This window comes from Sunxiuqinia indica, from assembly GCF_009847015.1.
GTDB classification, from domain to species: Bacteria; Bacteroidota; Bacteroidia; order Bacteroidales; family Prolixibacteraceae; genus Sunxiuqinia; species Sunxiuqinia indica.
Window position 1 is genome coordinate 232,825 of the sequence record NZ_WVEM01000005.1, and the last position, 13,991, is coordinate 246,815.

The window sequence follows — 13,991 nt, forward strand, 5'->3', positions numbered from 1 at the left end:
ATTGCAGCTTACTTCGAAGTGAAACACGAAGCAGGTAATCCCCACGAGTTAAACAACTTGGGGGTTGCCGGATTGCTCCAGGCATAGCGGACATCAACAGGTTCATTTACTTCCGAAGAGGAAACAACCACCTGGTTTTTCTTAATCGCAGCCTTTGCCGGATACCACACCCCATCAACTCCAGCTAACTCAAAAAGAGTAAGTTCTTTACCGTTGATGTGTAAGCCATTATTATAGTCAAATGATACAATTACTTTTTTTCCATCCACTCTGTAATCAGAAAAAAGAGGCCCGGAAACCGGAAATTCTTTCATCCCATAAGTTTTATTGAGAACTAAATCAGCAAAACGTTGCCCCGCAGGAATTTTGTTCTTCGGATGAATATCTGTTGTGTCACCAATGTCGCTAAGCACAATCATTCCGGAATTCGGAATCGATAAAGCCCGACGCTGAGCATCGCGCACTTTTACACCTGCTTCCGGCTCATAGCCAGCAAGCGGAGCAATCTGAGCAAAGCAGAATGTAAAATCGCACTGAAACCCTTTTCTCCAGCTTTCTACCATTACAGAGAGCATATCTGCGTAACTGTCGGGGTTGTCGGTATTGGCTTCCCCCTGATACCAAAGAACTCCAGCAATTGCAAGCGGCATCAAAGGAGCAATCATAGCATTGTAACACACCCCTGGACTGATAGGAGCCCAAGGGTACTCTTTCAACAATTTTGAAGCCTCGAACAATTCCCCATTATTGAAAATGGAATCGCCAGGAATCCATGTTTCAATCGGAGTTCCTCCCCAATTGGAACTAATCAGCCCAACCGGGATTTTTAGATTATCCTGAAGCTTTTCACCAAAGAAATAACCAATGGCGCTAAAGTTCGGCATGGTTTCAGGAGTACACACTTCCCAATATCCATCCACATCATATGCCGGATAGTCGGCGGTGCGGTTGGTCACTTCAAAAAAACGAATTTCATTATTCCTGGCCTTTTCTGTTGCTTCATCGCCACCAATTATTCCAGCACCAGTTGTCCATTCCATATTCGACTGGCCAGACAACAGCCACAATTCGCCAACCAAAACATCTTCGATTTGCAGTGTATTATAACCTTCAATTTTTATAGTGTGTGGACCTCCAGCTTCGGGCGTGTGTAACACAGCCGACCAATTAGCATAATTGTCGACTTCCGTACGCACCGTGTCAGCATTCCAGCTGGTTGTAATCATAACTTTTTCAATCGGATGTCCCCACCCGTGTATTTTCACTTCTGCATTCTGTTGCAGCACCATGTGATCGCCCCAAATAGAGGGAACTGACAAATTGGCTAGTAGACCATTGTTAAAAAGGACCGAACAGGCCAACAAGCAAACGGTAGCTATTAATTTCATAGTTTAGAGTTATTTTGGGGTGATTTGATTAGTAGACATTCCTCATTCCTGTAAAACTGCTTCGGAACTCTGACGGAGTTGAGCCTTGCTTCTTCTTAAATATTCGATTGAAATTTGATAAGTTATTGAAGCCGCATTCGAAACAAATTTCGTTGATACTTTTATTCGATTCAATAAGTAACCGTGTTGCGAATCCAAGTCTGATTTCATTCACGAAATCGATAAACGATTTACCTGTACGTTGCTTAATTAGGCGAGTAAACGACACAACTGACATATTCAATAGCTGAGCCGCATCTTCCAACATAATTTTCTTTTGGAAATTCTCGCGCACATAATTGTATACTTTTTCAATCCGCTCACTATTATAAAAATCGGGCGATCGCTGAAAAGACAAATTAGTCAATAGCTGTTGTTCTCGCGAAATAGCCAGATCGTAAAGCAACGTTTGCAACTCAATAAAAGAATCGAACCCTCTTTTCTGACTTAACGATACAATTTTCTCTTTAACCTGCCTAATGGTTGACATAGAAAAAGCGATTCCTCGCTGAGAATGAAACAAAAGCTCCTTCACCGGATTCAAAATATTCTTATTTAGCATGTCGCTGCTAAACAGATCGTGAGGAAATTGAATGGTAATTTCGTGGATCTGCTTTTTAGGATCATTATTAAAATCCTCCCAGCCATGGTAAAGGTTTGGGCCAACCATTACCAGCTCATCACCCTTGATTTCATAAATATGGTCTCCTACAATTCTTCGGGCACCCTCCGCATTTGAAATGTAGTTCAACTCATACTCCGGATGAAAATGAACCGGGAAATTAAAATCCTGTTTAACACGATCAAAAACAAGAAAACAATCGTTTTCTTTTAGCGGCGTTATCTCGCGATGTATTGAGTCTTTCATTACTTTTTTTGAATAAAAATACTACTAAGATCTCAGGCAAATGTAGCCCAAACGACAATATAATACAAGTGCGTTTCGTTTTTAGATTAAAACAGCCCGTCCATCGAGCAATACCATAATCCACAAACCACAACCACCAAAACAAACTAATAAACAACGCAATAAGAATACGAATACATTTACAATCAATAAAAAAAGGCTGCTTCAAGCTAAACAGAAACAGAACTTTTCGAAGTAAAAAACACTTCCTTTGAATTTTTTCACAACACATCGACAAGATCACACCAACAAAGTGCATTCGATTGCACATCACCCCCATACGATAATGCCACTACAACCTGCAAACTAACAGCATGCATTAATCCACCTGAAACAAACACGCTCCAAACTCTATCATACATCTATCATTTACAAACCCTTACGTGCAACAAAAATATAAAGACCACACGGTTCTGGAATAAAAAACAAAAAAAAAGACCACTCCAGAATAATAATACACACAAATGATCAGATAATATCATCTTCATGATTAATTATCATCTATTTTTGTGATGCATGCTTTTATCGTGAAAGTCGAAGCGTACAATAACCTAATTATACTAATAACAAAATCAGCACTTATGAAGAAAAATCTAAGCTTTTTTTCGATCTTGTTATTTCTTGTTATGAGCCTACAAGCCCTGGCACAAGAGAGAACAATTTCCGGAAAAGTAGTTGATGAAGATGGCGTTGCACTGCCTGGTGTAACAGTAGTCGTCGAAGGTACAACCAAAGGCACAATAACCGATCTTGATGGAAACTTCGCCCTTTCGGGCACCTCTGATGAAGATGTCCTGGTGTTCTCATTCATTGGTTACAAACCAGTTAAAACACCCGTGGCAGGAAAAACAAAAATCAATGTTAACATGGAAGCAGATGTTGTTAATCTGCAAGAGGTTGTTGCCGTTGGTTACGGAACCATGAAAAAAAGTGATTTAACGGGATCTGTCTCCAATCTTTCGGGAGAGAGCCTAAAAGAATCAATCGTTATCAACCCTGACCAAATGATGCAGGGCAAGGTAGCCGGTGTAGTTGTTCAAGCAAACTCCGGAGCTCCCGGAGCTGCCAACTCCATTCGTATTCGCGGTGCCAGCTCAATTAACAACTCCAACGAACCACTATACATTATAGATGGTATTCCCGTAAGCGGTTCTGGAACCGAAACTGCTGGTTTTGAATGGTCAGGAGGATCGAATGGACAAGATATTGTAAACCCACTGGCTTCAATTGCTCCTAGCGATATCGTTTCTTTTGATGTATTAAAAGATGCCTCGGCAACTGCAATTTATGGGGCTGCCGGTGCAAACGGCGTCGTCATCGTAACGACAAAAAGAGGTAAAAATGGAAAAACCAGCGTGTCGTATGATGGATATGTTGCCCTTCAACATCGTCCAAAAAAGATAGACATGATGAATCTTCAGGAATTTGCATTATATCAGAACCAACTACATGATGAAGGTGTACTTGCCAACGTCGATGAGGCCTATCTTGATCCCTCCTTGCTTGGAAAAGGAACTGATTGGCAAGATGCTGTTACCGATGATGCCTGGATGCACAATCACAATATATCAATCACGGGTGGCTCAAAAGGAACACAATTTGCCGCATCAACGGGATATACTTCTCAGGACGGTATGCTAATCGGTTCCGAATTTGAACGTTTCACTGGCCGTATTAATGTAGACAGCAAAGTCAACGATAATGTAAAAACAGGAATGTCACTTTCTTTTGCACGCACCAATCAGTCGATTATTAACAACGACGGTATCAATGGAGTAGTAATGCAAGCTGCTTTGATGTCTCCGGCAGTGCCTGTTTACGATTTCGATGGAAACTTCGCCGGACCGGAAACAGTAAACGGATCTTCAATTTACAACCCCGTAGCCCTTTCGCAAGACCAGGACAACACCTTGCTGCAAGAGCGAATTATGGGTAATGTGTATGGCGAAATCTACCCATGGAAACATTTAACTGTTCGTACCGAGTTCGGATTCGACCGCTCGAATAATGTAAACAAAGGATTTAAACCCAGCTACGAATACGGGCAATTAAAAAACACCAATATCATGATTATGCAGCGTGAAGATCACAGTTTATACTGGATCTGGAAAAACTACGCCACCTATAATCAATCGTTCGGAAAACACAACATCACTTTCATGACAGGAACTGAAACAAGCAGATCAGCCTGGGAGGGAACTCAAGTACAGAAAGATCAGCTTTCATCCAACGATATTCGTGTATTGACTGCCGACGGAGAACTTGTTACAAATTCGGGATGGAAAGACGCAGCCAGCACTGTTTCTGTTTTTGGGCGGTTAAATTACAACTATGCCGACCGCTACTTATTGACAGCAACATTACGGACCGATGCTTCTTCAAAATTTGGAGCAAACAACCGCTGGGGTTACTTCCCCTCTTTTGCTGCAGCCTGGCGTGTAACCAGCGAAGAGTTTATGCAAAATTCAAAAGATTGGCTATCAAACCTGAAACTTCGCTTGGGCTACGGACAAGTTGGAAACGCCAATATTGGAACCTACCTGTATGGATCGACCATGCAAGCGTTTTCGTCAGCTTTTGGCACCGCCTACCGAATGTCCAACAATGCGAACCCTGATTTGAAGTGGGAAGCTTCGGAACAATACAACGGAGGTATTGATGTGAGTTTGTTTGACAACCGGCTAAGCCTAACGATAGATGCCTACTACAAAACCACAAAAGACCTGTTGTTACAACCTTCAGTTTCTCCGGTTTTGGGAGGATCAGACTTCAAAGATATTCAAACCCCATTTATGAATATTGGTAAAGTTGATAACAAAGGGATCGACTTTACATTGAACACGCATAACGTAAAAGGACTGAATTTCAACTGGAACTCCAACATTACGTTCTCGCTCAACCAGAACGAGATCAAAGCACTTGACGATCAAAACACAACAATCTACGGAAGCCTTGATTGGTATGCAGCTTTCCAAACCGTTTCAATGATTACTGTAGGACAACCAATTGGTGTGTTTTATGGCTATCAAACCGATGGCATATTTGTAGACGCCGAAGATGTAAAAACTTCTGCACGACCTGAAGGAGTTGATATTCATCGTACCACAGGAACCTGGGTAGGCGATGTAAAATTTAAAGACATTAGCGGACCAGACGGAACACCTGATGGTATTATCAACGAATACGACCAAACCGTAATTGGTGATCCAAATCCTGATTTTACTTTCGGCTTTTCAAACTCTTTTTCATACAAAAACTGGGACCTGGGAGTTGGACTGAGAGGCTCTGTTGGAGGCGATATTTTAAACTATGTTAGAGTTAAAACTGAAGGCCTGATGTCGCAATGGGACAACCAGGATGCAGCCGTTCTCGATCGCGCACAACCAGCTTATCTCGATGGTGACAATTCGAATGTTGAAGACATTGACAATGCTTACTTAATCAATCCTGACGCAACACTGCCCCGATGGAGTGGAAACGATCTCAACGGAAACAACCGCATGAGCGACCGCTGGATTGAAGATGGTTCTTACCTGCGTATTCAGAATATTTCTCTTTCGTATTCACTCCCTAAAGAGTGGATTAATAAAGCGGGCATATCAATATGCAAACTGTACTTAAACGCTCAAAATGTTTACACCTTTACCAACTACTCGGGGCTTGATCCGGAAATTGGATCGTACAACCAGAAAGCGGGTTTGTCTAACGTAGATATGGGAAGATACCCCTCACCCCGAGTATTGACGCTTGGTGCTAATATCACGTTCTAACTTTAAAGCTAAATGAAAATGAAAAATATATTAACAACAATTTATCTTTCGTTTCTTGTGCTGGGCATCACTTCCTGCGATCAATTTCTAACGATCGTACCCGAAGACGAGCAGGTACTGGAAACTTACTATACTTCGGAGTCCAGCGTAAATGCAAACACAGCTTCTCTTTACAGTGCCTTTGTTTGGCAAGATTTCAACATGAATTTCATATGGATGGCTGGTGACGAATTGGCTGGTGACTTGTATTACACCTACGACCAGGAAGGTCAGTTTTACTATATGACTTTTCAAAACGGAAATTCGTTCCTAAAAGAAGGATGGAATGGACTTTTTCGAGTGGTTTCTTATTGTAACAATATCATTAATGGTATGCCGGCGGCAGCAAGAGCCAATGGAATTTCGGAAGAAATTGTAAATCGAGCCTTAGCAGAAGCCCGCTGTATTAGAGGCATTGCCTACTATTTTCTCTCAGAATATTGGCAAGACGTACCAATCATTACTGACAGCAACATTTCAGGTGATCAGGTGATCCGAAACACACAATCCAGCGTCTACGAATTTATTCGCCGCGATTTAGTGTTTGCATCCGAAAACCTGCCTTCAACCCCCTTTCAGGAAGGTCGCTGCTCAAAATACACTGCTGTCGGAATGCTGGCTAAATTACATCTAACAATGGCTTCACATCTGGAGAATGCTGATTCAGACAGTAATTTCGGATTGGCCAAGCAATATGCCCTACAGGTTGTTAATGAAAGTAATTACAGTCTTTACAACGATTTGTCAACGATGTTTTATCCTGCGGGAAATAATAATTCAGAATCATTGTTTGCCATCCAGTGTACCAACGATGGATATGGATATGGTAACGGACGAAATGTTTCACAATCACGCAATGCATTAATCACACTTGGTGCTTCATGGGGAGCTGGCAAGGGCCCCACCCTGGACTTACAGGAGTCATTTGAAAATGGCGACCTTCGCCGCAAATATACCTTCATGCGCAATGGCGACCAATATAACAATCTTGGTGGCGGTGGCTACACCTACTACAATTTCTCCGAAGATGAATCAACGGAGACAAACAACGAAATGCTAGCCCATGTAAGAAAGTATGTGATCGGTGCCAATTCTGATTGCGGTGGAGTTGCCGGTGCTTCCAACCAGGATGCAGGAAACAACACCTACCTGCTCCGTCTAACTGATGTTTATCTTTGCTATGTTGAAGCTTGTATTGGTTCCGGTTCATTAACCGCTGATGCGACTGCCCTCGATTTGTTTAAGCAGGTTCGTTCTCGTGCAGGATTAGGCTGGTCGTCAGATTCGATTACCTACGACCAACTCATCAAAGAACGCCGGGTAGAATTTGCTTTTGAAAGCATCAACTTCCTCGACATCAAACGAATGAGCTATCGAAATATGACGGACGCATTGACCTACCTGAACGATATGGATCGTGAACGCCAATACCTATCCAATGGCAGCTATAACTGGCAGGAAAGAAATGCTGATGGCGCTTATCATGGTGGCTTTACTTCTGTAAATCCTGAAGATGATTCCAGCGGTAAAGGCTCTATCTTCTACCTGAATCCGGACGTTGCCAGCATAACCGTAAGCGCAGAAAATCTGGTATTGCCAATTCCTGCTGAAACCTTGACAAAAACTCCGTCAATTACAGCTGAACCTGTTGAGTACGAATTTAATTGATTAGAAAAGTAAACATGATGAAAAAATATATATCGAAAACGGTTATCGCCATACTAGCTCTGCTCAGTTTGGTTGCTTGTGAAGATAACGACAACGAATGGCCAACCGGAGGAACACCGGTCGTTCGATATGTCCGTCCGTGCGACGTTGACGCTTCTGACTCTCTTTTAACAGGAGGATATTTGGGCTCTAAAATTGCGATTATTGGAGAATCATTAGCAGGCGTGAACGAGATTTATTTCAACGACAAGAAAGCTAAGTTGAATCCCAATATGGTTACTAACAATAGCATTATTGTATCGATTCCAAACTCAATACCGGGAATCAAAGAAGATCTGATTAAATTATATACAAGCGAAGACTCAGCTTATTTTGCCTTTGCAACAATTGTTCCTGAGCCAACAGTAAAATCAATGGCTTGTGAATATGTCGAAGCAGGAGATGTTGCTCACATTGATGGGCTCTATTTTATCGACGACGAAAACAGTCCTCTAACCGTAACCTTCACCGGTGGCGTTCAAGGAGAAATCGTATCGCAGGATATTACTTCAATTGATGTAGTTGTTCCCGAAGGTGCCGAAAGCGGTCCAGTTACCGTTTCATCTATTTATGGCGATGGGATCAGTGCTTTCCATTTCCGCGATCAGCGAAACATCATTCTTGATTTTAACAACGGTAATTATCCTGACTACGACTATTTCTTTGGATGGCATGGCGGTAAAGGAGTGACTTCAGATGGTGGCATTAGCGGCAATTATTTGATTTTATCGGGTGACATTGATGAAACAGGATCTACAGATGACAAAGACTACTGTTTTGATCGCTGGACATACACTCCGGAGGATGCAGATTTTGCAGATGCCTCTAATTTATCGGACCAAGTGCTGAAATTTGAAGTAAAAGTAACGGGCGATTGGTCTGCGGCGGCATTGCAGTTTATATTTACCGGAGCGGATGAAGTTTGGCTTAATTGGCAGAACAATGCAGCCTGGCCCGACTATGAAGATACGCATGGTGGAAATGAAAACTGGAAGCGTTCTGAATCATACCCTCGTGGTCTTTGGACTCCCTGGACGGCTAGTGGATCCTTTTCAACAGAGAAATGGATTACAGTATCAATTCCAATGGATGAATTTAAGTATGGTGCCGATGGAAGTGAAAGGGCTGTAAAGTCTGCAGGGCATTATAGTGGTCTCACCATTTGGATGGGACAAGGAAGTAGTGTAGGAATAGCCTGTTCGCCAACGCTATGGATAGACAACGTCCGTGTAGTGCCAATTGATTAATCACCAAAACTAAGTAATAATATGAAACCAGATAAATTACTAAATCAATGGAAGCTGATCATGCTATTGGTATTAATAGCAGTGACTATTGCAGCTTGTAATGATGATAATGACGAGATCGTATCCAGTCAGGTTGTACTGGAAGCCTATGGACCAAGTCCTGCCTTAAGAGGCAGCGAATTAACCTTTATTGGGAGAAACCTGGACAAGGTTACCAGTGTTGTTTTACCCGATAATATTGAGATTTCAGATATCGAGGTAGTCAGCAGCGAGAAAATCAAAGTGACTATTTCGCAGGAAGCAGTTGAGGGATATGTGAAATTGAATACCCCCGAGGGTCAAATTACGTCGAAAACCTTGTTGGCCTACATTGAGCCTATTTCGATTTCCAAAATTTCGCCAAATCCGGTTAAGGCTGGCGAAACACTTACGATTGAAGGCGACTACCTGAACTTAATACAAAAAGTAGTTCTTGCTGACGATGTAACTGTCATGAGCTCCGACTTCACGACCTGGGAACGGAAAAAAATAGCCTTGGTTGTTCCCAAAGAAGCACAGTCAGGCATCATTATGCTAGGCGACACAGCCGAAATGCCTATTGAGCTGAAATCGGAAACAATCCTTGAAGTTACCTTACCTTCAATTGCATCAGTTGACGACTTGACAAATAAAAAGCCCGGAGATGAAATTTCGATTTCAGGTGCTAACCTCGACCTGGCAGAGTATGTGATACTCGCCAATAGCGATACAATTGACTTTTCGGTAAGTAACAATACACTAATATTTTCATTACCATCAGGAACAACTGACGGTACGGTTAACATGATTGCCTTTTCAGGCATTGCAGTACCTGTTGCTCAAATTACAATGGCTTTGCCTACTGAACTGTCGGCTTCACCAGCTTCTGACCTTCGAGCGGGCGATGAAATTTCGATTTCAGGTGTAAACATGGACTTGGTGACCACTGCTATTTTCCCGGGGACAGAAAATACAATCGCACCTTCGTCCAGTGCATCAGACAAAGTTACTTTGATTATACCCGATGCTGCAACCAGCGGCGACCTGGTATTAAATACGGCAAGTGGAAAAACGGTTTCGATTGCCTTTGCAACACTGAAACCAGAAGCAAGCGAATACAATCCATCGCCTGTTTCTGCAGGAAGTGATATTACAATAACCGGTACCAATCTCGACTTGGTGACTTCTGTAACTTTTGCAGGCGGCATTGCTGTTGATGTCAATCCATCTTCAAACACAAGCATTACGGTTACGGTACCTGTAGATGCTGAAACCGGCGAGTTGGTCTTAAACATGGCGAATGGAGAAACAGTAACTGCTCCTTCGTTGACAGTTGAAAAACCAGAATTCTGTTACGTACCTGTATTACCAGATCCTGAAACAGAAATTAATGCAGGAACAGTGCTGACTCTGGATGTATATAATGAAGATAAGCTAACCGATGTGATGGTCAATGGAGCTTCGACTCAATATATTCTTCAGGGAGCAACCCTATATGTGTTGATCCCCAACAACGCTGGAGGAAAAACTGATGTAACCTTAGTTTCTTCAAACGGCGAAATCACCTACGAGCTTGATGTTATTGGATCTGGCACGCAGGAAACTGTCATCTTTGAAGGGCCACTTTCATTGACCTGGGGTGATGGAGGACGTGCATTTGTTCCGATATCAGCATTCGAAGGAGTGAGTTCCGGAGCAGTATTGAAGATTTACTTCACCCAAACCGATAATTGGGGACAAGCACAGATTAACAATGGTAATTGGGCGCCAATTCCGTTTGCAGAGCTGAATAATGATGGATACATGACAACAGATATTTACGGAGACAAAACCGTTTCGGAACAAGAGATCGTGCTTACCCAAGATGTTTTGGATAATATTCGTAACAATGCAACATCGGATAATGCATTAATCATCCAGGGATCGGATTGGATTATCGCTAAAATTAGCATCATCGTTACAGCACCTTCTGAAACGGTAATCATGGATGAAACCCGAGACTTGGGTACCTGGACAGGAGAAGCTGATGGTGGAGCATTCCGCCTTTACAAAGCATCATTTGCCGACCTGACGGCTGGCTCTATCCTGAAATTCTATTTCACGGTTACAGGAGCAGGCCAACTTCAACTAAATGACGCAAACTGGGGGCAACAAGGAGACATCCTCGCTTTTGATGATGCTTCACAAACGTCCTATGAAATGGAATTAACTCAGGCATTCCTGGATCACATTCTAAGTACAAATGATGGCTGGTCTGAAACAGCATTGGTAGTGCAAGGGCAAAACCTGATTATCTCTAAAGTTTCAGTCACCGCGAAATAAATTTTAATTGAATGACTGCAACAACAAATAGGTTTCTGAATACCTGCTTTGTAATACTCTTTATACTGTCAGTTACAGTAACGGCATGCAGCGACGGGGGGGACGATGTGCCCACCCCCGTGCTGGATGGCCCTGTGCTGGTCAACTCAACACCAGTTGATGGTGCCACTGACCTTGCTGAGGGAAGCATAACAATCACTCTGACTTTTGATCAGAATGTCACCTCTCCTTCTTCAACACATAGCCTAGTTACATTAAGTGATGCGACAGTTACAAGTGTGGTGGCTTCGTTAACGAAAGTTACCATAAAAGCTACAGGCCTGGAAAAAGGAAATACCTACCAACTGGTTGTCCCCAAAGGAGTAGTTCTTGGACCCACAAAAGTAGCTGCCACCCAAGTGATTATTAGTTTTTCAATACAAGAAGAGGTGCAAACCGCCATTACCACTTCGCTGGCAATAGATAATCCTTCTCAGCAAGCACAGAATGTGTATAATTTTCTAGTCGAAAATTATGGACAGAAAGTGCTTTCGGGTGCCATGGCCAATGTAAATTGGAATACCAATGAAGCAGAATGGGTGAAACTACAAACCGGCAAGTATCCCGCTATTGCAACATTTGATTATGTCCACCTCCCCTATTCACCTGCCAACTGGGTCGACTATTCAAACACTACGATACAGCAAGACTGGTGGAACAATAATGGGCTGATTAGCGCAGGATGGCACTGGATCGTGCCAACAGCAGAAGGAGCAACAGATTACACATACAAACCAGAAGAAACAACTTTTAAAGCTTCGAATGCTACGATTGATGGTACCTGGGAAAATGATCTGGTAAAGGCTGATTTAAAAAAAACAGCCGACTACCTGAAGTTACTTCAAGCGAAGAACATTCCGGTTATTTGGCGTCCACTGCATGAGGCTGCCGGAAACATTTACGAATTCAGTGGCGGATCTGCTTGGTTTTGGTGGGGTGCCGATGGTGCTGAAGCATACAAAGATCTTTGGATTTATATGTTCGACTATTTCAAAACTCAAGGATTGAATAACCTGATTTGGGTATGGACAACACAAACCAAGGATCGTGAGTTTTACCCGGGCGATAACTATGTCGACATTGTTGGAAGAGACATCTACAATAATTCCAAAACATTGGATATTGCAGATGAATTCGCATCCATTCAGGAAAATTACCCGACCAAAATGGTTACACTGAGCGAATGTGGTAATGCTGCCAACATCTCAGCACAATGGAATGCCGAAGCTCAATGGTCCTTTTTTATGCCTTGGTACGATTACGAACGCACCGACGATGTAAATGAGTCTGACTTTGGTGAAACCAGTCATGAACATGCTGATGCAACTTGGTGGACCGACGCCTTTAACCATAGCGATGTTATCACACGCGACCAAATGCCTAGTCTAAAATAGAACGTTATGAGAATAGAAATCAAACTACTCCTTTTAATCACAGCTATGTGGGCTGGCTGTAAAGCCGACAAAACAGAACAGACACAAGCAAAGCGTCTGATTGAAACACTGAAATCAGTTCAAGCTAAAGGTACGTTGTTTGGCCATCAGGATGATCTGGCTTACGGAATGAAATGGAGTTATGTCGACGGGGAGTCGGATGTAAAAAGGGTCGCAGGAGATTATCCTGCCCTGTTTGGATGGGAGCTTGGCGGTTTGGAACGTGGCGATTTGAAAAATCTTGATGACGTACCGTTTGATGTAATGCGCCATTTAGCGATCAAAGCAGATAAAATGGGTGGAATCAACACCTTTAGCTGGCATCCTTACTCACTGGTAAATGGCGAGAACTCCTGGAATACTGACACGACTACAGTAAAGTATATTATCCCCGGAGGAACGCTTCACGAGCAGTTTAAGGTGCAGTTGGATCAATTAGCCAATTTCTTTTTGCAACTAAAAACAAGCGACGGAAAGCTCATTCCTTTTATTTTTCGGCCATGGCATGAGATGAGTGGCGGCTGGTTTTGGTGGGGAACAAAGTTGACTTCACCCGAAGAATACAAAACACTTTTCAGATTTACCATCGACTATTTAGTACACGAAAAAGGATTGACCAATATGGTAACTTGCTATTCTCCAAATAGTGGATTTCAATCCGAGCAGGAGTATCTAACCTGGTATCCGGGAAACGATATTATTGATATTATGGGTGTTGATGATTATCAACAAACAAACACGGTCGACTGGCCCGGCCAGTTGCGACAAACGTTAGATATCGTAATTAAAACGGCAAATAAAAACCAAAAACTTGCAGCCTTTTCTGAAACGGGATACGAAAACATACCTGACTCTTTATGGTTTACCGACCAACTGGGGAAAGCCATTGAGCCCGACAGCATTGCCCAAAACCTGAGCTATGTGATGGTTTGGAGAAACGACTCCAAAGTTCATCACTTCTTTGCTTATGACGGACACCCTTCAGAGGCAAATGCAAAAAGCTTTTTAAATCAACCCAACATCTGGTTACTAAACGATTTTAATAAAAACAAGAAATAAAGCGCTGATTGAGACTTAGCACA

General features: G+C 42.5%; 8 protein-coding genes. 6 read left to right on the top strand and 2 right to left on the bottom strand.

Annotation, left to right across the window (positions count from 1 at the left end; genetic code table 11):
- Positions 1–8: 8 nt before the first annotated feature.
- Both GR929_RS09675 and GR929_RS09680 read right to left on the bottom strand, forming a co-directional pair.
- Entirely contained in the window at positions 9–1,388 is a 1,380-nt protein-coding gene (locus tag GR929_RS09675) for a sialate O-acetylesterase (RefSeq protein ID WP_159519185.1), read from the bottom strand.
- Positions 1,389–1,416: 28 nt separating this feature from the next.
- On the bottom strand, positions 1,417–2,295 hold the full coding sequence (locus tag GR929_RS09680) for an AraC family transcriptional regulator (RefSeq protein WP_159519187.1): 879 nt from the start codon (positions 2,293–2,295) through the stop codon (positions 1,417–1,419).
- A gap of 620 nt (positions 2,296–2,915) precedes the next feature.
- Here GR929_RS09680 and GR929_RS09685 point away from each other — a divergent pair.
- The 6 genes from GR929_RS09685 to GR929_RS09710 are packed head-to-tail and all read left to right on the top strand — an operon-like array spanning position 2,916 to position 13,968.
- Complete coding sequence (locus GR929_RS09685) at positions 2,916–6,104, top strand: SusC/RagA family TonB-linked outer membrane protein (RefSeq protein WP_159519189.1); 3,189 nt, start codon at positions 2,916–2,918, stop codon at positions 6,102–6,104.
- An 18-nt stretch (positions 6,105–6,122) separates the two neighbouring features.
- Positions 6,123–7,811: a RagB/SusD family nutrient uptake outer membrane protein gene (locus GR929_RS09690; protein WP_201300954.1), complete on the top strand. Its 1,689-nt coding sequence runs from the start codon at positions 6,123–6,125 to the stop codon at positions 7,809–7,811.
- A 14-nt stretch (positions 7,812–7,825) separates the two neighbouring features.
- Positions 7,826–9,097 (top strand): glycan-binding surface protein, encoded by a 1,272-nt coding sequence (locus tag GR929_RS09695; protein WP_159519193.1) that lies wholly within the window; start codon positions 7,826–7,828, stop codon positions 9,095–9,097.
- A gap of 21 nt (positions 9,098–9,118) precedes the next feature.
- On the top strand, positions 9,119–11,437 hold the full coding sequence (locus tag GR929_RS09700; protein WP_159519195.1) for an IPT/TIG domain-containing protein: 2,319 nt from the start codon (positions 9,119–9,121) through the stop codon (positions 11,435–11,437).
- 11 nt (positions 11,438–11,448) lie between these two features.
- Positions 11,449–12,870: a glycosyl hydrolase gene (locus tag GR929_RS09705; RefSeq protein ID WP_159519196.1), complete on the top strand. Its 1,422-nt coding sequence runs from the start codon at positions 11,449–11,451 to the stop codon at positions 12,868–12,870.
- Positions 12,871–12,876: 6 nt separating this feature from the next.
- The gene (locus tag GR929_RS09710; RefSeq protein ID WP_159519198.1) at positions 12,877–13,968 is read left to right on the top strand and encodes a glycoside hydrolase family 26 protein; all 1,092 of its coding nucleotides are present in this window, start codon (positions 12,877–12,879) and stop codon (positions 13,966–13,968) included.
- Positions 13,969–13,991 lie beyond the last annotated feature (23 nt).